The organism is Escherichia sp. WS1265 (assembly GCF_046487585.1).
GTDB classification, from domain to species: domain Bacteria; phylum Pseudomonadota; class Gammaproteobacteria; order Enterobacterales; family Enterobacteriaceae; genus Escherichia; species Escherichia coli.
On sequence record NZ_JBJQJE010000002.1, the window covers coordinates 256,657 to 277,936 of the forward strand.

23 protein-coding genes are annotated in these 21,280 nt (G+C 52.0%); 15 read left to right on the forward strand and 8 right to left on the reverse strand.

Annotation, left to right across the window (positions count from 1 at the left end):
* Positions 1-68 precede the first annotated feature (68 nt).
* Positions 69-2,288: a YgiQ family radical SAM protein gene (locus ACJHX3_RS03585; protein ID WP_001559954.1), complete on the forward strand. Its 2,220-nt coding sequence runs from the start codon at positions 69-71 to the stop codon at positions 2,286-2,288.
* A gap of 41 nt (positions 2,289-2,329) precedes the next feature.
* Here ACJHX3_RS03585 and yqhH read toward each other — a convergent pair whose 3' ends face one another.
* From yqhH to yqhD, 4 genes are all read right to left on the reverse strand, one after another.
* Positions 2,330-2,587, reverse strand: a complete 258-nt coding sequence (gene yqhH / locus ACJHX3_RS03590; protein ID WP_000848523.1) for a lipoprotein YqhH — start codon at positions 2,585-2,587, stop codon at positions 2,330-2,332.
* A gap of 50 nt (positions 2,588-2,637) precedes the next feature.
* Positions 2,638-3,564: a YbjP/YqhG family protein gene (locus ACJHX3_RS03595; RefSeq protein WP_094308175.1), complete on the reverse strand. Its 927-nt coding sequence runs from the start codon at positions 3,562-3,564 to the stop codon at positions 2,638-2,640.
* 199 nt (positions 3,565-3,763) lie between these two features.
* Positions 3,764-4,591 carry a 2,5-didehydrogluconate reductase DkgA gene (gene dkgA, locus ACJHX3_RS03600; protein ID WP_000013152.1) on the reverse strand — a complete coding sequence of 276 codons (828 nt, stop codon included), beginning with the start codon at positions 4,589-4,591 and terminating at the stop codon, positions 3,764-3,766.
* 104 nt (positions 4,592-4,695) lie between these two features.
* Complete coding sequence (yqhD, locus tag ACJHX3_RS03605; RefSeq protein WP_001058802.1) at positions 4,696-5,859, reverse strand: alcohol dehydrogenase; 1,164 nt, start codon at positions 5,857-5,859, stop codon at positions 4,696-4,698.
* 193 nt (positions 5,860-6,052) lie between these two features.
* Here yqhD and yqhC point away from each other — a divergent pair, with 193 nt between their 5' ends.
* Complete coding sequence (gene yqhC, locus ACJHX3_RS03610) at positions 6,053-6,952, forward strand: DNA-binding transcriptional regulator YqhC (protein ID WP_001298382.1); 900 nt, start codon at positions 6,053-6,055, stop codon at positions 6,950-6,952.
* A gap of 39 nt (positions 6,953-6,991) precedes the next feature.
* On the opposite strand, the gene yghB is transcribed toward yqhC, so the two are convergent.
* Both yghB and metC read right to left on the reverse strand, forming a co-directional pair.
* Positions 6,992-7,651 carry a DedA family general envelope maintenance protein YghB gene (yghB, locus tag ACJHX3_RS03615; protein ID WP_000268419.1) on the reverse strand — a complete coding sequence of 220 codons (660 nt, stop codon included), beginning with the start codon at positions 7,649-7,651 and terminating at the stop codon, positions 6,992-6,994.
* Positions 7,652-7,790: 139 nt separating this feature from the next.
* The gene (gene metC, locus ACJHX3_RS03620) at positions 7,791-8,978 is read right to left on the reverse strand and encodes a cystathionine beta-lyase (RefSeq protein WP_087890880.1); all 1,188 of its coding nucleotides are present in this window, start codon (positions 8,976-8,978) and stop codon (positions 7,791-7,793) included.
* Positions 8,979-9,229: 251 nt separating this feature from the next.
* On the opposite strand from metC, the gene exbB reads away from it, so the two are divergent.
* Positions 9,230-9,964 carry a tol-pal system-associated acyl-CoA thioesterase gene (exbB, locus tag ACJHX3_RS03625; RefSeq protein WP_000527844.1) on the forward strand — a complete coding sequence of 245 codons (735 nt, stop codon included), beginning with the start codon at positions 9,230-9,232 and terminating at the stop codon, positions 9,962-9,964.
* A 6-nt stretch (positions 9,965-9,970) separates the two neighbouring features.
* Complete coding sequence (exbD, locus tag ACJHX3_RS03630; protein WP_001240714.1) at positions 9,971-10,396, forward strand: TonB system transport protein ExbD; 426 nt, start codon at positions 9,971-9,973, stop codon at positions 10,394-10,396.
* A 38-nt stretch (positions 10,397-10,434) separates the two neighbouring features.
* Here exbD and yghA read toward each other — a convergent pair whose 3' ends face one another.
* Positions 10,435-11,319, reverse strand: coding sequence for an NADP(+)-dependent aldehyde reductase (gene yghA, locus ACJHX3_RS03635; RefSeq protein ID WP_001559948.1), 885 nt, complete (start codon positions 11,317-11,319; stop codon positions 10,435-10,437).
* A 190-nt stretch (positions 11,320-11,509) separates the two neighbouring features.
* Here yghA and ACJHX3_RS03640 point away from each other — a divergent pair, with 190 nt between their 5' ends.
* The gene (locus tag ACJHX3_RS03640; protein ID WP_000439331.1) at positions 11,510-12,004 is read left to right on the forward strand and encodes a TIGR00645 family protein; all 495 of its coding nucleotides are present in this window, start codon (positions 11,510-11,512) and stop codon (positions 12,002-12,004) included.
* A 39-nt stretch (positions 12,005-12,043) separates the two neighbouring features.
* Here the strand turns inward: ACJHX3_RS03640 and gpr are convergent, their stop codons facing one another.
* Positions 12,044-13,084 carry an L-glyceraldehyde 3-phosphate reductase gene (gpr, locus tag ACJHX3_RS03645; protein WP_000262168.1) on the reverse strand — a complete coding sequence of 347 codons (1,041 nt, stop codon included), beginning with the start codon at positions 13,082-13,084 and terminating at the stop codon, positions 12,044-12,046.
* A 156-nt stretch (positions 13,085-13,240) separates the two neighbouring features.
* Here gpr and yghX point away from each other — a divergent pair, with 156 nt between their 5' ends.
* The 10 genes from yghX to hybG all read left to right on the forward strand — a co-directional run bounded on the left by yghX (position 13,241) and on the right by hybG (position 21,268).
* A complete protein-coding gene (gene yghX, locus ACJHX3_RS03650) occupies positions 13,241-14,128 on the forward strand; it encodes a YghX family hydrolase (protein ID WP_001137771.1) in 888 nt (295 codons plus the stop codon).
* Between the two features lie 118 nt (positions 14,129-14,246).
* Positions 14,247-14,534 (forward strand): DUF2623 family protein YghW, encoded by a 288-nt coding sequence (gene yghW / locus ACJHX3_RS03655; RefSeq protein ID WP_001059139.1) that lies wholly within the window; start codon positions 14,247-14,249, stop codon positions 14,532-14,534.
* Between the two features lie 188 nt (positions 14,535-14,722).
* On the forward strand, positions 14,723-15,841 hold the full coding sequence (hybO, locus tag ACJHX3_RS03660) for a hydrogenase 2 small subunit (RefSeq protein ID WP_000145410.1): 1,119 nt from the start codon (positions 14,723-14,725) through the stop codon (positions 15,839-15,841).
* A 2-nt stretch (positions 15,842-15,843) separates the two neighbouring features.
* A complete protein-coding gene (hybA, locus tag ACJHX3_RS03665) occupies positions 15,844-16,830 on the forward strand; it encodes a hydrogenase 2 operon protein HybA (protein WP_001081860.1) in 987 nt (328 codons plus the stop codon).
* A complete protein-coding gene (hybB, locus tag ACJHX3_RS03670; protein ID WP_000017694.1) occupies positions 16,820-17,998 on the forward strand; it encodes a Ni/Fe-hydrogenase cytochrome b subunit in 1,179 nt (392 codons plus the stop codon). Before hybA ends, hybB begins: the two co-directional genes overlap by 11 nt.
* Complete coding sequence (gene hybC / locus ACJHX3_RS03675) at positions 17,995-19,698, forward strand: hydrogenase 2 large subunit (RefSeq protein ID WP_000083065.1); 1,704 nt, start codon at positions 17,995-17,997, stop codon at positions 19,696-19,698. Before hybB ends, hybC begins: the two co-directional genes overlap by 4 nt.
* Positions 19,698-20,192 carry a HyaD/HybD family hydrogenase maturation endopeptidase gene (locus ACJHX3_RS03680; RefSeq protein WP_001221936.1) on the forward strand — a complete coding sequence of 165 codons (495 nt, stop codon included), beginning with the start codon at positions 19,698-19,700 and terminating at the stop codon, positions 20,190-20,192. The genes hybC and ACJHX3_RS03680 overlap by 1 nt, the downstream gene beginning before the upstream one ends.
* Entirely contained in the window at positions 20,185-20,673 is a 489-nt protein-coding gene (gene hybE / locus ACJHX3_RS03685) for a hydrogenase-2 assembly chaperone (protein ID WP_000134002.1), read from the forward strand. Before ACJHX3_RS03680 ends, hybE begins: the two co-directional genes overlap by 8 nt.
* Positions 20,666-21,007 (forward strand): hydrogenase maturation nickel metallochaperone HypA, encoded by a 342-nt coding sequence (gene hypA / locus ACJHX3_RS03690; RefSeq protein WP_000544953.1) that lies wholly within the window; start codon positions 20,666-20,668, stop codon positions 21,005-21,007. Before hybE ends, hypA begins: the two co-directional genes overlap by 8 nt.
* 12 nt (positions 21,008-21,019) lie before the next feature.
* Entirely contained in the window at positions 21,020-21,268 is a 249-nt protein-coding gene (gene hybG, locus ACJHX3_RS03695) for a hydrogenase maturation factor HybG (RefSeq protein WP_000334895.1), read from the forward strand.
* Positions 21,269-21,280: the final 12 nt, after the last annotated feature.

Below are 21,280 nucleotides of genomic sequence, written 5' to 3' on the forward strand. Positions count from 1 at the left end.
GATTTCTCTTTCGTTCCGGCTTATAATCCCCGGCCTTTGATTATTTTTTTATCATTTCTGGAAGCAAAATGAGCTCTATCTCCCTGATCCAACCGGATCGCGACCTGTTCTCCTGGCCGCAGTACTGGGCCGCCTGTTTTGGACCGGCACCGTTTTTGCCGATGTCTCGTGAAGAGATGGATCAACTTGGCTGGGATAGCTGCGACATCATTTTGGTTACTGGCGACGCGTATGTCGATCACCCAAGCTTCGGGATGGCGATTTGCGGTCGTATGCTGGAAGCGCAGGGCTTTCGTGTCGGGATCATTGCCCAACCGGACTGGAGCAGCAAAGACGACTTTATGCGTCTGGGTAAACCGAATCTGTTTTTCGGTGTTACTGCTGGCAACATGGACTCGATGATCAACCGCTATACTGCCGATCGCCGTTTACGTCATGATGATGCCTACACGCCGGATAACGTCGCGGGTAAGCGCCCGGATCGCGCCACGCTGGTTTATACCCAGCGTTGTAAAGAGGCGTGGAAAGATGTACCGGTGATCCTCGGCGGTATTGAGGCTAGTCTGCGCCGTACCGCGCATTATGATTACTGGTCCGATACCGTGCGCCGTTCCGTGCTGGTGGATTCCAAAGCCGACATGCTGATGTTCGGTAACGGTGAGCGTCCGTTGGTGGAGGTGGCGCACCGTCTGGCGATGGGCGAGCCGATTAGTGAAATCCGCGATGTGCGTAATACCGCGATTATCGTAAAAGAGGCGTTGCCAGGCTGGAGCGGCGTGGATTCCACCCGTCTTGATACCCCAGGGAAAATCGACCCAATCCCGCATCCGTATGGCGAAGATTTGCCCTGTGCGGATAACAAACCGGTGGCCCCGAAAAAGCAGGAAGCCAAAGCCGTAACCGTGCAGCCGCCGCGCCCGAAACCGTGGGAAAAAACCTACGTATTGCTGCCTTCTTTCGAGAAAGTGAAGGGCGATAAAGTGCTGTACGCCCATGCTTCGCGCATTCTGCACCACGAAACCAACCCTGGCTGCGCCCGCGCATTGATGCAAAAACACGGCGACCGCTATGTGTGGATCAACCCGCCTGCTATCCCGCTTTCTACCGAAGAGATGGACAGCGTTTTTGCGCTGCCGTACAAGCGCGTGCCGCATCCGGCCTATGGCAATGCTCGTATTCCGGCTTACGAAATGATCCGTTTCTCGGTCAACATTATGCGTGGCTGCTTTGGCGGCTGCTCTTTCTGTTCTATCACCGAGCACGAAGGGCGCATTATTCAGAGCCGTTCGGAAGATTCGATCATCAATGAGATCGAAGCGATCCGCGACACCGTTCCAGGTTTTACGGGCGTAATTTCCGATCTCGGTGGGCCAACTGCCAACATGTATATGTTGCGCTGCAAATCGCCACGCGCTGAGCAAACCTGCCGCCGCTTGTCGTGTGTTTACCCGGATATTTGTCCGCATATGGACACTAACCACGAACCGACGATCAACCTCTATCGCCGTGCGCGTGATCTGAAAGGCATTAAAAAGATCCTGATCGCTTCCGGCGTACGTTATGACATCGCCGTGGAAGATCCGCGCTATATCAAAGAGCTGGCGACCCATCACGTCGGCGGTTATCTGAAGATTGCCCCGGAACATACCGAAGAAGGGCCGTTGTCGAAGATGATGAAGCCGGGCATGGGCAGCTATGACCGCTTTAAAGAGTTGTTCGATACCTACTCGAAACAGGCAGGTAAAGAGCAGTATTTGATCCCGTATTTCATCTCGGCACACCCCGGTACGCGCGATGAAGATATGGTGAATCTGGCGCTGTGGCTGAAAAAGCACCGCTTCCGCCTCGACCAGGTACAGAACTTCTACCCGTCGCCACTGGCTAACTCGACCACTATGTATTACACCGGCAAAAACCCGCTGGCGAAGATTGGTTATAAGAGTGAAGACGTCTTTGTACCGAAGGGCGACAAGCAGCGTCGCCTGCATAAAGCGTTGTTGCGTTACCACGATCCGGCAAACTGGCCGTTAATCCGCCAGGCGCTGGAAGCGATGGGTAAAAAGCATCTGATTGGCAGCCGTCGCGATTGCTTAGTGCCTGCGCCAACCATTGAAGAGATGCGTGAGGCTCGTCGCCAGAACCGCAATACCCGTCCGGCGTTGACGAAACATACGCCGATGGCGACCCAGCGTCAGATGCCTGCTACGGCAAAAAAAGCGTCGTCTACGCAATCTCGTCCGGTGAATGCTGGTGCGAAGAAACGCCCTAAAGCGGCGGTTGGACGTTAAAAAATATCCCCGGTAACAGAATGCTGCCGGGGATTTTTTTATCATTCTGCGTACATACGCAAGCAGCGCAGGCAATCAAAATAGTCCTGAGCATCAAGACGCGTATTGGCTCTGTTAGCGTCGGATTTGGCAGCATAGATTTGTGGGCGTAATGCTTTCATATCCTGCTCAAGCCGGGCGATTTTGGCATTTAATGTTTGCACATTGCTCGCCAGCTGATTGACCTTTTGCTCATTGACGCAGCCACTAAGCAAGCAGGTTGCCAGAACAACAGCTCCCACGGTGAAAATCGTTTTCATATAGTGTTCCCTTTTATTTATTGTTCCGGCTAATTGTTATTTAATTCAGCTCATTGCTTTAATCTGGCGGCGGTTTTTGCCTCAATCTGCTTAAGTAGGCTGCCGCTATTCGGGCGGATAAAATCAGCGATTTCCCACTTACCTTCGCGCCGCTGTAAAACCAGTTCTTGCTCTTCATTGTTGCCATTGGTCAGCGTAAAACGAACATGAATGCGGGCGGAATCGGTGGTTTTCTCCAGGACTCGAATTTCATCAACGCGTGAAAATAGCGACTCTTCGCCAAAACAGATCGGATTGTCGTAAATAAATTGCCGTTCTATTTGCATATCTTCATCGGGATTGTTGGCAGTCTTGAAGGTGGTTTTATAGAAGGCATTGACCGCCTGGCGGTAAGAGTCGGAAACCACCCACGTCCACGGCCAGCTATAATCAGCAATATGTTCAAAGAGTTCGGCAACAAAGGCTTCCGGCTGTTCTTTTTGCAACGAAGCTATAGCGGCCAGCGTTTTTTCATTCTCGCTATTAACTGCTTGTAATACGCTGCCATGATTGCTGACAATATCGTCAATGACCCAACGACCATTTTCCGCCACCATTTTCAGTGTCTGCATGGTCTTTTCTTTATCGTCTTTAAAGATACGAAAGCGCACAACGGCATCGGCATGATCGGCGTCAGGTTGGGTTATCGCTACGCTTTCTAACACCAGATCGCCAAAATCCTGACAATCACAAACCGGATCATAATCCAGCCAGCCAATATTGCCCGGCAGCGTAAGATTGTCGTTCAGGGTAAGCGCCTGTTGAATACGCGCAGAAGTTATCGCTCGCTCTCCGGTTTCACCAAAATAAGGCGTACTGGCATCTGATTTATAGTTCTGATAAATCTGCCGGACTGTTTGTTCTACGGTCTGTGAGGGGGGCTGTGCGTGTACGGTAAAACTTGCCAGGGCTGCTAAAAACAGAAGTATTATTTTCATCTGTTTTTCACCTCTCCGTTGCGTTTATCCCGGATATAGATGAGTTGTTCTTTTAAGAGCTTCCGGCTCTGCATGATGATGTCCTTATATTTGGCATTCCTGAACAAGGAAGAGTAACAACGGGCGGGACGCGAGGGGAATAAATGATTTCTGAAAAGTCCGGTAGCGGAACATTACCGCCACCGGCAAAATTTGCATGTTAGCCGCCGAACTGGTCAGGATCGGGACCGAGGCGCTTGCCCTGATCGAGTTTTGCAATTTCGCCGAGTTCGTCTTTGTCGAGACGGAAATCCCAGACGTCAAAGTTTTCGACAATGCGTGAAGGTGTGACCGATTTCGGGATCACCACCAGGCCGCTATCCAGATGCCAGCGGATAACAATCTGCGCCGGGGTTTTGCCGTATTTATCTGCCAGATCGCGAATGACTTTCTGATCGAAAACGCCTTTCCCTCCTTGCGCTAATGGGCTCCAGGATTCGGTCTGGATTTTGTGTGTCGCGTTCCAGGCATGTAGCTGGCGTTGTTGCATCAGCGGGTGAAGTTCGATCTGGTTTATCACAGGCGTCACGCCAGTTTCATCAATCAGGCGTTGCAAGTGATGGATCTGGAAGTTGCACACGCCGATGCTTTTGATTAATCCCTCTTTTTGCAATTCGATCATGCCTTTCCATGCTTCGACATAATGGTCGATAGCGGGAACGGGCCAGTGCATTAAGTAGAGGTCGATATAATCAAGCTGGAGTTTTTTCAGGCTGTCGAGCAGGGCTTCGCGGGGGCGCTTGTGGTCGTCGTTCCACAGCTTAGTGGTGATGAACAGTTCTTCTCTGTTGACTGAGGCATTTTTCAGGGCTTTGCCGACACCTTCTTCGTTCTTATAGGCCGCGGCGGTATCAATCGAGCGATAACCCACTTCTAACGCTTTTTGAATGGCGGTGATTACTTCCTCATTACTTGCTTGCCAGACGCCCAGTCCCAGCTGGGGCATGACATTGCCATCCTGTAGCTTAATAACGGTTGGATTAGCCATACGTTCCTCCTTTATATGAACTCACCGGAGCAGGCTCCGGTGAGGTGTTGTGAACTTAAGTCTGGACGAAATGCCCGAAAACGAAAGTTTGAGGCGTAAAAAGCTTAGCGGGCGGCTTCGTATATACGGCGGCTGACATCCAGCGTAATGTCATGATTTTCGCCCAGTTGGGTCATGCCGTGCTCTTCCAGTTTTTTCAGCAAAGCCGGGATGGAGCTGCCGTCCAGACCGTAGTCGGAGAGGTGGGTCGGCACGCCTAATTGCTCAAAGAAATTGCGGGTTGCGGCAATCGCGGCGTCAATACGCTCATCGTCGGAACCTTCTGTGATGTTCCAGACGCGTTCAGCATATTGCAGCAGCTTAGCGCGCTTGGTATCGCGTTTTTCATTCCACAGTGCAGGCAGGACGATAGCCAGTGTTTGCGCGTGATCCAGACCGTGCATCGCAGTCAGTTCGTGGCCCAGCATATGCGTTGCCCAGTCCTGCGGTACGCCAGCGCCAATCAAACCGTTCAGCGCCTGCGTCGCCGCCCACATGACGTTGGCGCGCACATCGTAGTTTTCTGGCTCTTTCAGGGCTTTCGGACCATCTTCGATCAGCGTCAGCAAAATGCCTTCTGCGAAACGGTCCTGAATTTTGGCATCAACCGGTTTGGTAACATACTGTTCCACGGTGTGCACAAAGGCATCCACTACACCGTTAGCCACCTGACGCGGCGGCAGAGTGTAGGTATAAACCGGATCGAGCACGGCAAATACGGGTTGAACATGGGCAGAATGGAACGCCTGCTTGTCGCCTGTGGTTTTACGGGAGATCACCGCGCCTGCGTTGGATTCTGAACCGGTTGCTGGCAGCGTCAGCACACAGCCCATCGGGATGGCGCTTTTAATCTCTTTACCGCCCGTTTGCAGAATGTGCCACGGATCGATATTTTCCGGATAGTTAGCCGCTGCGGCGATAAATTTGGTGCCGTCCAGTACAGAACCGCCGCCAACCGCCAGCAGGAAAGTCACTTTTTGTTCGCGAACCAGTTTCACGGCGTTCATCAGCGTTTCATAAGCCGGGTTTGGCTCAATACCGCCAAATTCCAGCACGTCCATGCCTTTCAGGGCATCCAGAACTTGATCGAGAACGCCGGTTTTTTTTACGCTGCCGCCGCCGTAGGTAATCAATACGCGAGCATCGTGAGGAATTTGTTCGCGTAAACCAGCGATTGCGCCTTTACCAAACAGAATGCGGGTTGGGGTGTGCAGATTAAAGTTGTTCATTACTTGCTCCCTTTGCTGGGTCAATATGAGGGCAGAGAACGATCTGCCTGTTGTTTTTCATTGTGGTCGCCAGCGCTGTACCTCTCAATGCTCATTTCTGCCAATGTCTTGCCTATTTCTCCAGAGTGCTGGAGAAATGCTACAAAATTGCGCACAATCAAATTGCCGCATTATTCCTAAGAAATTACGCGATATGAAACGTGAAGAGATTTGCCGCTTGCTGGCGGATAAAGTTAATAAACTGAAAAATAAAGAAAATAGTTTGTCAGAACTGTTGCCCGATGTGCGTTTGTTGTATGGCGAGACGCCTTTCGCACGCACACCGGTGATGTACGAGCCTGGCATCATAATTCTCTTTTCCGGACATAAAATCGGTTATATCAATGAACGCGTGTTTCGTTATGATGCCAATGAATACCTGCTGCTGACGGTGCCGTTGCCGTTTGAGTGCGAAACCTATGCCACGTCAGAGGTGCCGCTGGCAGGGTTGCGTCTCAATGTCGATATTTTGCAGTTACAGGAACTGTTGATGGACATTGGCGAAGATGAGCATTTCCAGCCGTCGATGGCAGCCAGCGGGATTAACTCTGCCACGTTATCAGAAGAGATTTTATGCGCGGCGGAGCGGTTACTCGACGTGATGGAGCGACCACTGGATGCGCGTATTCTCGGCAAACAGATCATCCGCGAAATTCTGTACTACGTGCTGACCGGGCCTTGCGGCGGCGCGTTACTGGCGCTGGTCAGTCGCCAGACTCACTTCAGCCTGATTAGCCGCGTGCTGAAACGGATTGAGAATAAATACACCGAAAACCTGAGCGTCGAGCAACTGGCGGCAGAAGCCAACATGAGCGTATCGGCGTTCCACCATAATTTTAAGTCTGTCACCAGCACCTCGCCGTTGCAGTATTTGAAGAATTACCGTCTGCATAAGGCGCGGATGATGATCATCCACGACGGCATGAAAGCCAGTGCGGCAGCGATGCGCGTCGGTTACGAAAGCGCATCGCAATTTAGCCGTGAGTTTAAACGTTACTTTGGTGTGACGCCGGGGGAAGATGCGGCAAGAATGCGGGCGATGCAGGGGAATTAAATACGTTCCCGGTACAGCAACCGGGAACGGGGAAAATCGTCAGGCGTTACAGTATTTTTTTTTTATCACCACAAACAGCGTGCCTAACAAGCCAGCGGTTAACAAGGCAATTGGCAGGATCATCAGGAACGTCATTACCTGATCTTCATGGCGTTTAACGAACGGAATCATACTTAAGGCATAGCCGAAACTGGTTACCACGCTGACCCACAGCAATCCACTTAACCAGTTGAAAAACTGGAAGCGGCGGTTTGGCAGACCGGAAATTCCCGCCATGGTTGGCAGCAGCGTACGGACAAATGCAAGAAAACGTCCAGCCAGCAGCGCCAGCAGACCGTGGCGGTCAAACATGCAGGTGGCGCGCTGGTGATATTTAGCGGGAAGCTGTGCCAGCCAGCCTTTCACCGTTTTGGTATTCCCTAACCAGCGCCCCTGAATGTAACTTAACCAGCAGCCCAGACTTGCTGCGGCGGTCAGAATCGCAATCGTAGGCAGAAAATCCATAACCCCCTGGGCAATCAATGCGCCAGCCAATATCAACAAGCTGTCGCCTGGCAAAAATGAGGCGGGCAGCAGGCCGTTTTCTAAAAACAGCGTGGCAAACATGACAAAGTAAACAACGCTAACAATATGAGGATCCGCCAGCGCGGCAAAGTCGTGTTGCCAGAGCGCAGCGATAATATCTTGAATAACAGCCATGGACTTTCCTGTGGAACAGCGTTTAAGCCTTTATCTGCCTATTGTACTCCTGATTCGTCCGGGACGCCTTGATCCCGGACGCAACAATTTAAGACTTTTCACAATAAAATGTCTGCAAAATTGTCCAAAAGTGGCAATGTTATACAATTCGCGCAAAACCGGCATCCAGATCGGCAATCAGATCGTCGACATCTTCCAGACCAATATGCAGGCGAATCAAGGTCCCGCTAAAATCGATCTCGCCTTGCGGGCGAATGGCGGCGATATGTTCTGGTTGATTTGCCAGGATCAACGATTCATAACCGCCCCACGAGTAGGCCATGCTGAATAAACTGAAGTTATCCAGATAGTTCGCCAGCTCTTCATCATTGAGCTTTTTCTTAAGCACAAAGGAAAATAGCCCGCTGCTACCTGTAAAGTCTCGTTTCCAGAATTCGTGGCCTTTACTGCCAGGCAGAGCAGGATGGTTAACTCGCGCTACTTGCGGATGTTCTGCCAGCCATTCAGCCACTTTCAGACTGCTTTCATGATGTTGACGCAGGCGAACACCCAAAGTGCGCAGGCCACGGCTGGTTATATAGGCGGTATCGGCATCGACCATCTGGCCCATCAGATAGGCATTCTCCCGCAGCTGCTCCCAGCAACGGGCATTGCACACGGCAGTGCCAATCATCGCATCTGAATGCCCCACCAGATATTTGGTAGCGGCCTGAATGGAAACATCGATGCCAAAATCCAGCGCCTTAAACAGCACACCGGCCGCCCAGGTGTTATCGATCATAATGATGGCATCCGGCACCACACTGCGCACGGCGGCAACAATCGCCGGAACGTCGTGGACTTCCATGGTGATGGAGCCTGGGGATTCCAGAAACACGATTTTAGTGTTTGGCTGCACATGTTTAACGATATCTGCGCCAATCAGCGGATCAAACCACGATGTCGTTACGCCCAGTTTGCTGAGGATTTTGCTACAGAAATCCTGACTCGGTTCATAGGCGGTGTTGGTCATCAACACATGATCGCCCTGTTCGACAAAAGCAAGAATAGAATTCGCAACCGCCGCCGCCCCGCAGGGGAACAGCACGCAGCCTGCGCCACCTTCCAGTTCGCACATCGCTTCTTGTAAGGAAAAATGGGTTAACGTTCCGCGCCGTCCATAGAACAACTCGCCATTGGCGCGATTGCGCGTCGCGTGCTTTTTGGCTGCCACACTGTCAAAGACCAGCGAAGAAGCGCGCTGAATCACGCTATTTACCGCGCCGAGAGTGTATTTTTTGCTGCGTCCTGCATTCACCAGTTGAGTATCAAGCTTTTTGTCCGCCATCTCGGGATTCCTGTTTTTATACGTCTGGATGTCTAAACTAGCATGAATATTCGCGGGCGCATCCTGAAGAATTGGCATAAAGCAGAAAATTTTCGCAAATGGCGTGCTGGTAACTTTTTTACTGCGTAAACGCAAGGAAAAGAAAGCAAAGGTACGGCAGTATGCAAATAGTAATGAGAACGACTATCAATTCGACGTCGTTTTGATATTATTATGCGCAGATTTTGTGACTTGCGTCCTGGAGATACACAGTGGGTAATAATTTAATGCAGACGGACCTTTCCGTCTGGGGTATGTATCAGCACGCCGATATTGTCGTTAAGTGCGTGATGATTGGGCTTATTTTGGCCTCCGTAGTCACCTGGGCAATCTTCTTCAGTAAGAGCGTAGAGTTCTTCAATCAGAAGCGTCGCCTTAAGCGCGAGCAGCAACTGCTGGCTGAAGCGCGTTCCTTAAACCAGGCCAACGATATCGCCGCTGATTTTGGTAGCAAAAGCTTAAGCCTGCATTTGCTCAATGAAGCGCAGAATGAGCTGGAACTGTCAGAAGGCAGCGACGATAACGAAGGTATTAAAGAGCGTACCAGCTTCCGCCTGGAGCGTCGGGTCGCCGCTGTGGGCCGTCAAATGGGCCGTGGTAATGGCTATCTCGCGACTATCGGCGCGATTTCGCCGTTCGTTGGTCTGTTTGGTACGGTCTGGGGCATCATGAACAGCTTTATTGGTATCGCGCAAACGCAGACCACTAACCTGGCAGTCGTTGCGCCGGGTATCGCAGAAGCTCTGTTAGCAACGGCAATCGGCCTCGTGGCAGCGATTCCGGCGGTCGTTATCTATAACGTATTTGCACGCCAGATTGGCGGCTTTAAAGCGATGCTGGGTGATGTTGCAGCGCAGGTATTGTTGCTGCAAAGCCGTGACCTGGATCTGGAAGCCAGCGCCGCTGCGCATCCGGTTCGTGTCGCACAAAAATTACGCGCAGGATAATGTCCGATGGCAATGCATCTTAACGAAAACCTCGACGATAACGGCGAAATGCATGATATCAACGTGACGCCGTTTATCGACGTGATGTTGGTTCTGCTGATTATCTTTATGGTGGCGGCACCGTTAGCGACGGTAGATGTGAAGGTGAACTTGCCTGCTTCTACCAGCACGCCGCAGCCGCGCCCGGAAAAACCGGTTTATCTGTCGGTGAAGGCGGACAACTCGATGTTTATCGGTAACGATCCGGTCACCGATGAAACAATGGTTACGGCGCTGAATGCGTTAACTGAAGGTAAGAAAGACACCACCATCTTCTTCCGTGCGGATAAAACCGTCGATTACGAGACGTTGATGAAGGTAATGGATACGCTGCATCAGGCGGGTTATCTGAAGATAGGTCTGGTCGGCGAAGAAACCGCCAAAGCGAAATAAAAATGATGCCCGGTTGCTTTTCACAACCGGGCATTTTTTTAACCTAAATGCTCGCCGCCGCACACACCGTGCACTTCTGCGGTGACGTAGCTCGACTCCTGACTTGCCAGATAAACATATACAGGGGCCAGTTCCGCCGGTTGCCCCGCACGCTTCATCGGCGTTTTCTGACCAAACTGCGGGATCTTATCCTGCGTCTGTCCGCCGGAAATTTGCAGTGCTGTCCAGATCGGGCCTGGCGCGACAATATTCACCCGAATACCTTTCTCTGCGACCTGTTTTGCCAGGCCACGGCTGTAGTTCAGAATCGCCGCCTTCGTAGCCGCATAGTCCAGTAAATGCGGGCTTGGCTGGTATGCCTGGATTGACGAAGTGGTGATGATACTAGCACCTTTCGGTAGCAGGGGGAGCGCTTCCTGGGTTAGCCAGAACAGCGCGAAAACGTTAATGGTAAAGGTCTTTTGAAACTGTTCGCTGGTGAGGTCTGCAATATCAGGAATGGCAACCTGTTTCCCGGCGACCAGCGCCATAATATCCAGCCCGCCTAACGCCTTGTGCGCTTCGTGAACCAGCGAACGGGCGAATTTCTCATCGCTTAAATCGCCTGGCAGCAGGACGGCTTTGCGTCCGCATTCTTCAATGATCTTTTTCACATCCTGAGCGTCTTGTTCTTCTACGGGAAGATAACTGATCGCCACGTCAGCCCCTTCACGCGCGTAAGCAATGGCGGCAGCGCGACCGATTCCGGAATCGCCCCCTGTCACCAGTGCTTTACGATCTTTCAGGCGACCGCTACCAACATAGGTTTTCTCGCCGCAATCCGGCACCGGTGTCATTTTCGCCTGGATGCCTGGCGTCGGTTGTTTCTGTTTGGGATATTCACCAGTGTAATACTGCGTGGTCGGGTCTTTTAAATGAGACATCGTTTTTCTCCCTTCAGGTTCAACGTCCTTTAAGGGTAGACGCTCTCGATGCGTTGATAAGGGAACCAGGAAGATCCCTAAACCTCGGATTTATGCGACAAAGGTTTAACGGATATGTTGATTTGCTGTTGCGCGCTGTTTACTCAATTGCGATATACTGTTGCCCGTTTTAACTACACGACAGGAATGTATGGAACGTTTTCTTGAAAATGCAATGTATGCTTCTCGCTGGCTGCTTGCCCCCGTGTACTTTGGCCTTTCGCTGGCGTTAGTTGCCCTGGCGCTGAAGTTCTTCCAGGAGATTATTCACGTACTGCCGAATATCTTCTCGATGGCGGAATCAGATTTGATCCTCGTGTTGCTGTCGCTGGTGGATATGACGCTGGTTGGCGGTTTGCTGGTGATGGTGATGTTTTCCGGTTATGAGAATTTCGTCTCGCAGCTGGATATCTCCGAGAACAAAGAGAAGCTGAACTGGCTGGGGAAAATGGACGCAACGTCGCTGAAAAACAAAGTAGCAGCGTCGATTGTGGCAATTTCTTCCATTCACTTACTGCGCGTCTTTATGGATGCGAAAAATGTCCCTGATAACAAACTGATGTGGTACGTCATTATCCATCTGACGTTTGTGCTCTCTGCATTTGTGATGGGCTATCTTGACCGACTGACTCGTCATAATCACTGATCTGATTCGGGCGCGGTTCTCGCGCCCGTTATTAACAGGTCATTTATCGGAAGACGCCTGCCACAGATTCAGCTCGCCATCGGCGATATGCTGATCAATCTGCGCCAGCTCCTCGGTGCTAAATGTCAGATTATTCAGCGCCTGCACGTTCTCCTCAAGTTGCTCCGCGCGGCTGGCACCAATCAATACCGACGTCACGCGATCATCTTTCAGCAACCAGCTTAACGCCATTTGCGCCATTGATTGTCCACGCTGCTGTGCCATTTCATGCAATAAGCGCAGGCTGTTGAGGTTGGCTTCGGTGAGCATTTTCGGCGTCAGACCACGAACTTTATTCCCTTCACGATGCATCCGTGAATCTTGCGGAATACCGTTGAGATATTTTCCGGTCAGCAATCCCTGAGCCAGAGGAGTAAAGGCAATGCAGCCCACGCCGTTATTTTGCAGGGTATCCAGCAGGCCGCTTTTATCCACCCAGCGGTTCAGTAAATTGTACGAAGGTTGATGAATTAACAGCGGAATTTTCCACTCGCGCAGTAACTCGACCATTTTTTGCGTCCGCTCTGGCGAGTAAGAGGAGATCCCGACATAAAGCGCCTTACCGCTTTGTACCGCATGAGCCAGCGCAGAGGCGGTTTCTTCCATCGGCGTATTTTCATCGACGCGATGAGAGTAAAAGATATCGACATACTCAAGCCCCATACGCTTCAGGCTTTGGTCGAGGCTGGCGAGCAGGTATTTACGTGAACCGCCAGAGCCGTAAGGGCCGGGCCACATATCGTAGCCAGCCTTGGTAGAGATAATCAGTTCATCGCGATAAGCGGCAAAATCCTCGCGCAGCAGGCGACCAAAGTTCTCTTCTGCACTTCCTGGTGGCGGCCCGTAGTTGTTGGCTAAATCAAAGTGCGTAATGCCCAAATCAAAGGCTTTGCGCAGGATCGCACGTTGTGATTCCAGTGCGTTAACGTGACCGAAATTGTGCCATAAACCGAGCGATAACGCGGGCAGGCGTAAACCACTTTTTCCGCAATAGCGGTATTGCATCTGCCCGTAACGTTCGGGATTCGCTAACCAGACCATGACCTCTCCTTTCCACCATTCAATTTCGAAACAATGTTTCTAGTTTAGCGATTCGCCAGCGCGTATCCCGTAGTCTGGCTCACAGAGTGACGAAAAACTGGGCAAAAACACGCGTTTATGCTTTGATTAAAAAAACACCAGCTGAGGAGTGCAACGATGCCGCGTTTAACCGCCAAAGATTTCCCACAAGAGTTGCTGGATTACTACGACTATTACGCTCACGGGAAAATTTCGAAACGTGAGTTCCTCAATATGGCAGCGAAGTATGCGGTGGGTGGGATGACGGCATTAGCATTGTTTGATTTGCTCAGGCCAAATTACGCATGGGCGACCCAGGTGGAGTTTACCGACCCGGAAATTGTTGCTGAGTACATTACGTATCCTTCGCCAAATGGTCACGGTGACGTACGTGGTTATCTGGTGAAGCCCGCGAAGATGAGCGGCAAAACACCAGCCGTGGTGGTGGTGCATGAGAATCGTGGACTGAATCCGTATATCGAAGATGTGGCACGGCGAGTAGCGAAGGCGGGGTATATCGCCCTGGCACCTGACGGCTTAAGTTCCGTTGGAGGTTATCCGGGTAATGATGATAAAGGTCGTGAGCTGCAACAGCAGGTTGATCCAACCAAACTGATGAATGATTTCTTTGCCGCAATTGAGTTTATGCAACGCTATCCGCAAGCGACAGGCAAAGTGGGTATTACCGGATTTTGCTATGGCGGTGGCGTATCGAACGCGGCGGCTGTCGCGTATCCGGAACTGGCCTGCGCGGTGCCGTTTTATGGTCGACAGGCACCCACCGCCGATGTGGCGAAGATTGAAGCGCCTTTACTACTCCACTACGCGGAACTGGACACCCGAATCAACGAGGGCTGGCCTGCTTACGAGGCGGCGTTGAAAGCCAATAATAAGGTCTATGAGGCGTATATCTATCCGGGGGTTAATCACGGATTCCATAATGATTCCACGCCCCGTTATGACAAATCTGCCGCCGATCTTGCCTGGCAAAGGACGCTGAAATGGTTCGATAAATATCTCTCCTGATAGGTTTATCTCTTACGGGATTACGTCTTAAACAAGCATGAAAAAATAGCGTGCGCAAAAGTCGTTCTTTGCCTAAAATATCGCTATATATAACAATATATAGCGAATGAGGTGAACGATGAATAACCATTTTGGTAAAGGCTTAATGGCGGGATTAAAAGCAACGCATGCCGACAGTGCGGTTAATGTGACAAAATACTGTGCCGATTATAAACGCGGTTTTGTATTAGGCTACTCACACCGGATGTACGAAAAGACCGGAGATCGCCAGCTTAGCGCCTGGGAAGCGGGTATTCTGACGCGCCGCTATGGACTGGATAAAGAGATGGTAATGGATTTCTTTCGTGAGAATAATTCCTGTTCTACGTTGCGCTTTTTTATGGCCGGTTATCGCCTCGAAAATTGATCAAACATACGTATTATCTTGCTTTAATTAATTACACTAATGCTTCTTCCCTTCGTTTTAGCGCCCCGCCGCAGTATCATGATATCGATAACCATAATAAATGTGTGGTAAATGGCGCATCGATCGCATTATTGATTTTGCGATTGAGGCAAAATATATGCCAGGTCTTCGCAACGGAATAACTATAAATGACTGGAGATAACACCCTCATCCATTCTCACGGCATTAACCGTCGTGATTTCATGAAGCTTTGTGCAGCATTAGCCGCCACCATGGGGTTAAGTAGCAAAGCCGCTGCAGAGATGGCCGAATCGGTTACTAACCCGCAGCGTCCGCCAGTTATCTGGATTGGCGCGCAGGAGTGTACCGGTTGTACGGAATCTCTGCTTCGTGCAACGCATCCAACGGTAGAAAATCTCGTGCTGGAGACTATCTCTCTGGAGTATCACGAAGTGCTTTCCGCCGCCTTCGGTCATCAGGTCGAAGAGAACAAACATAACGCTCTCGAGAAGTACAAAGGGCAGTATGTGTTAGTGGTGGATGGTTCCATCCCATTAAAAGATAATGGTATTTATTGCATGGTTGCCGGTGAGCCGATTGTGGATCACATCCGCAAAGCGGCGGAAGGCGCAGCAGCCATTATCGCTATCGGTTCCTGCTCTGCGTGGGGCGGTGTTGCCGCAGCTGGAGTTAACCCAACTGGCGCAGTCAGCCTGCAAGAAGTTCTGCCAGGCAAAACCGTTATCAATATTCCGGGCTGCCCGCCGAACCCGCACAACTTCCTCGCGACCGTTGCGCACATCATCACTTACGGCAAACCACCGAAGCTGGATGATAAAAACCGTCCGACTTTCGCCTACGGTCGTCTGATTCATGAACACTGCGAACGTCGCCCGCACTTCGATGCTGGTCGTTTTGCCAAAGAGTTCGGTGATGAAGGCCACCGCGAAGGCTGGTGCCTGTACCACCTCGGCTGTAAAGGGCCAGAAACTTACGGCAACTGCTCAACGCTGCAATTCTGTGACGTTGGCGGTGTGTGGCCGGTGGCGATTGGTCACCCGTGCTATGGCTGTAACGAAGAAGGTATCGGCTTCCATAAAGGCATCCATCAGCTTGCCAACGTCGAAAACCAGACTCCGCGTTCACAGAAACCGGATGTTAACGCTAAAGAAGGCGGCAACGTCTCTGCGGGCGCTATTGGTTTGCTCGGCGGTGTGGTTGGGCTGGTTGCCGGTGTCAGCGTGATGGCGGTGCGTGAACTGGGTCGTCAGCAAAAGAAAGATAACGCTGACTCACGGGGAGAATAACCGTGAACAGACGTAATTTTATTAAAGCAGCCTCCTGCGGGGCATTGCTGACGGGCGCACTGCCGTCTGTTAGCCATGCGGCTGCCGAAAACCGCCCGCCAATTCCGGGATCGCTGGGGATGTTGTACGACTCGACTTTGTGCGTAGGCTGCCAGGCTTGCGTCACCAAGTGTCAGGATATCAACTTCCCTGAACGTAACCCACAAGGGGAACAGACCTGGTCGAACAACGACAAACTGTCGCCGTACACCAATAACATCATTCAGGTGTGGACCAGCGGCTCGGGGGTCAACAAAGACCAGGAGGAGAACGGCTACGCGTACATTAAGAAACAGTGTATGCACTGCGTCGATCCGAATTGTGTCTCTGTGTGCCCGGTCTCTGCGCTGAAAAAAGATCCGAAAACCGGCATTGTCCATTACGACAAAGATGTGTGCACTGGCTGCCGTTACTGCATGGTCGCCTGCCCATACAACGTGCCGAAGTACGACTACAACAACCCATTTGGTGCGCTGCATAAGTGTGAACTGTGCAACCAGAAAGGTGTGGAACGTCTTGATAAAGGCGGTCTGCCTGGCTGCGTAGAAGTGTGCCCGGCGGGCGCGGTGATTTTTGGTACGCGTGAAGAGCTGATGGCTGAGGCGAAAAAACGTCTGGCGCTGAAGCCAGGCAGCGAATACCACTATCCGCGTCAGACGCTGAAATCTGGCGACACTTACCTGCATACGGTGCCGAAATATTATCCGCATCTGTACGGCGAGAAAGAGGGCGGCGGTACTCAGGTTCTGGTACTGACGGGTGTGCCTTATGAAAATCTCGACCTGCCGAAACTGGACGATCTTTCTACCGGTGCGCGTTCCGAAAATATTCAACACACCCTGTATAAAGGCATGATGCTACCACTGGCTGTGCTGGCGGGCTTAACCGTGCTGGTTCGTCGCAACACCAAAAACGACCATCACGACGGAGGAGACGATCATGAGTCATGATCCACAACCGCTGGGCGGCAAAATCATCAGTAAACCGGTCATGATTTTTGGACCGTTAATCGTCATCTGTATGCTCCTGATTGTGAAGCGTCTGGTGTTCGGTCTGGGCTCTGTCTCTGACCTGAACGGCGGCTTCCCGTGGGGCGTGTGGATCGCGTTTGACCTGCTGATTGGCACCGGCTTTGCCTGTGGCGGCTGGGCGCTGGCGTGGGCGGTATACGTCTTTAACCGTGGGCAATACCATCCGCTGGTGCGTCCGGCACTGTTGGCGAGTCTGTTTGGTTACTCACTGGGTGGCTTGTCGATCACTATCGACGTGGGTCGCTACTGGAACCTGCCGTACTTCTACATTCCGGGTCACTTCAACGTGAACTCGGTACTGTTCGAGACGGCGGTCTGTATGACCATCTACATCGGTGTGATGGCACTGGAGTTTGCTCCGGCACTGTTTGAACGTCTGGGCTGGAAGGTTTCTCTCAAGCGTCTGAACAAGGTGATGTTCTTCATCATTGCACTTGGCGCGCTGTTGCCGACCATGCACCAGTCTTCAATGGGGTCGCTGATGATCTCGGCGGGCTACAAGGTGCATCCGTTGTGGCAGAGCTATGAAATGTTGCCGCTGTTCTCGCTGCTGACGGCGTTCATCATGGGCTTCTCGATTGTCATCTTTGAAGGTTCGCTGGTGCAGGCGGGTCTGCGTGGCAACGGTCCAGATGAAAAGAGCCTGTTCGTCAAGCTGACCAACACCATCAGTGTGTTGCTGGCGATTTTCATCGTGCTGCGCTTTGGCGAGCTTATCTATCGCGACAAGCTGTCGTTAGCGTTTGCCGGTGACTTCTATTCCGTGATGTTCTGGATTGAAGTCCTGCTGATGCTCTTCCCGCTGGTCGTTCTGCGTGTGGCGAAGCTGCGTAATGATTCCCGCATGCTGTTCCTGTCAGCACTGAGCGCGCTGTTAGGTTGTGCAACCTGGCGTCTGACCTATTCGCTGGTGGCATTCAACCCGGGCGGCGGTTACGCCTACTTCCCGACCTGGGAAGAACTGTTGATTTCTATTGGTTTTGTGGCTATTGAGATTTGCGCTTACATCGTACTCATTCGTCTACTGCCGATACTTCCTCCTTTAAAACAAAACGATCATAATCGTCATGAGGCGAGCAAAGCATGAGCCAGAGAATTACTATTGATCCGGTAACCCGTATTGAGGGGCATTTACGCATCGATTGCGAAATCGAAAATGGCGTCGTTTCGAAAGCATGGGCTTCCGGTACCATGTGGCGCGGCATGGAAGAGATCGTGAAAAACCGCGATCCGCGCGATGCATGGATGATTGTGCAACGTATCTGTGGCGTATGTACAACCACTCACGCGCTGTCTTCCGTTCGTGCGGCAGAAAGTGCGCTGAATATCGACGTTCCGGTTAACGCGCAATACATCCGTAACATCATTCTGGCTGCGCACACCACGCATGACCATATTGTTCATTTCTATCAGCTTTCGGCGCTGGACTGGGTGGACATCACTTCTGCACTGCAAGCTGATCCAACCAAAGCCTCCGAAATGCTGAAAGGTGTTTCGACCTGGCATCTGAACAGCCCGGAAGAGTTCACCAAAGTTCAGAACAAGATCAAAGATCTGGTTGCCAGCGGTCAGTTGGGCATTTTCGCCAATGGCTACTGGGGTCACCCGGCAATGAAACTGCCGCCGGAAGTGAACCTGATTGCTGTAGCGCACTACCTGCAGGCGCTGGAGTGCCAGCGTGACGCTAACCGCGTTGTGGCGCTGCTGGGCGGTAAAACGCCGCATATTCAGAACCTGGCGGTAGGTGGGGTCGCGAACCCAATCAACCTCGACGGTCTGGGCGTGCTGAACCTTGAGCGCCTGATGTACATCAAGTCCTTCATCGACAAGCTGAGTGACTTTGTTGAGCAGGTTTACAAGGTTGATACCGCGGTTATCGCCGCGTTCTACCCGGAATGGCTGACGCGTGGTAAAGGTGCGGTGAACTACCTGAGCGTGCCGGAATTCCCGACCGACAGCAAAAACGGCAGCTTCCTGTTCCCGGGCGGCTACATTGAGAATGCGGATCTGTCCTCGTATCGCCCGATCACTTCCCACTCCGATGAATACCTGATTAAAGGCATTCAGGAGAGCGCGAAGCACTCCTGGTATAAAGACGAAGCGCCGCAGGCACCGTGGGAAGGTACCACCATTCCGGCTTATGATGGTTGGTCTGACGACGGTAAATATTCCTGGGTGAAATCACCGACTTTCTACGGCAAAACGGTAGAAGTGGGTCCGCTGGCTAACATGCTGGTGAAACTGGCGGCAGGACGCGAGTCTACCCAGAACAAACTGAATGAAATCGTTGCGATTTATCAGAAACTGACTGGCAATACGCTGGAAGTGGCACAGCTGCACTCCACGTTGGGCCGTATTATTGGTCGTACCGTTCACTGCTGCGAATTGCAGGATATCCTGCAAAATCAATACAGTGCACTGATCACCAATATCGGCAAAGGCGATCACACCACCTTCGTGAAACCGAACATTCCGGCAACGGGTGAGTTCAAAGGTGTTGGCTTCCTCGAAGCGCCGCGCGGTATGCTCTCTCACTGGATGGTGATCAAAGACGGTATCATCAGCAACTACCAGGCAGTTGTTCCATCAACCTGGAACTCTGGCCCGCGTAACTTCAATGATGACGTCGGTCCTTACGAGCAGTCGCTGGTGGGTACACCGGTTGCTGATCCGAATAAACCGCTGGAAGTGGTGCGTACCATTCACTCCTTCGACCCGTGCATGGCCTGTGCGGTACACGTAGTGGATGCCGACGGCAACGAAGTGGTTTCAGTGAAGGTTCTGTAATGCGTATTTTAGTCTTAGGGGTTGGCAATATTTTGCTGACCGATGAAGCCATCGGTGTGCGGATTGTCGAAGCGTTAGAGCAACGATACATTCTGCCGGATTATGTTGAGATCCTCGATGGCGGCACGGCGGGAATGGAGCTGCTTGGCGACATGGCAAATCGCGATCATCTGATTATTGCGGATGCCATTGTGTCGAAAAAGAACGCGCCGGGAACGATGATGATCCTGCGGGATGAAGAAGTTCCGGCGTTGTTTACCAACAAAATCTCTCCGCATCAGCTTGGCTTGGCCGACGTATTGTCGGCCCTGCACTTCACCGGTGAGTTTCCGAAAAAGCTGACGCTGGTCGGCGTGATCCCGGAATCGCTGGAGCCACACATCGGCTTAACGCCGACGGTCGAAGCGATGATTGAACCTGCGCTTGAGCAGGTTCTGGCTGCGCTGCGCGAATCAGGCGTGGAAGCCATCCCACGGGAGGCGACTCATGACTGAAGAGATAGCAGGTTTCCAGACCTCCCCGAAGGCGCAAGTACAGGCAGCTTTTGAAGAAATTGCCCGGCGTTCGATGCATGCTCTCTCTTTTCTGCATCCTTCAATGCCGGTGTATGTTTCTGACTTTACGCTGTTCGAAGGTCAGTGGACGGGGTGTGTGATCACCCCGTGGATGCTGAGTGCAGTTATCTTCCCCGGCCCGGATCAACTCTGGCCGCTGCGCAAAGTGAGTGAAAAAATTGGTCTGCAACTGCCGTATGGCACTATGACCTTTACCGTTGGCGAACTGGACGGTGTTTCTCAATATCTCTCCTGTTCGCTGATGTCACCGCTTTCGCACAGCATGTCGATTGAAGAGGGCCAACGCCTGACGGATGACTGCGCACGAATGATCCTTTCGCTGCCAGTCACGAATCCGGATGTACCACACGCAGGGCGTCGCGCCCTGCTGTTTGGCCGCAGGAGTGGCGAAAATGCATGAGTTGTCGCTTTGCCAGAGCGCCGTTGAAATTATCCAACGGCAGGCGGAGCAGCACGATGTTAAGCGCGTCACCGCCGTGTGGCTGGAAATTGGCGCACTCTCCTGCGTTGAGGAGAGCGCCGTCCGTTTTAGTTTTGAAATTGTCTGCCACGGAACGGTGGCGCAAGGGTGCGATTTACATATCGTCTATAAACCCGCCCAGGCCTGGTGCTGGGATTGCAGCCAGGTGGTGGAGATTCATCAGCACGATGCGCAGTGTCCGCTCTGTCATGGCGAGCGGTTGCGTGTCGATACCGGCGATTCGCTGATCGTCAAAAGTATTGAAGTTGAATAACCGGAGTTAACAATGTGTATTGGCGTTCCAGGCCAGGTGCTGGCTGTCGGTGAGGATATTCACCAGCTTGCGCAGGTTGAAGTATGTGGTATCAAGCGCGACGTGAATATCGCCCTGATTTGTGAAGGTAACCCTGCCGATCTGCTGGGCCAGTGGGTGCTGGTACACGTCGGATTTGCCATGAGCATCATCGACGAAGATGAAGCCAAAGCCACATTAGATGCGCTGCGCCAAATGGATTACGACATTATCAGCGCGTGATGATTAAAGCCG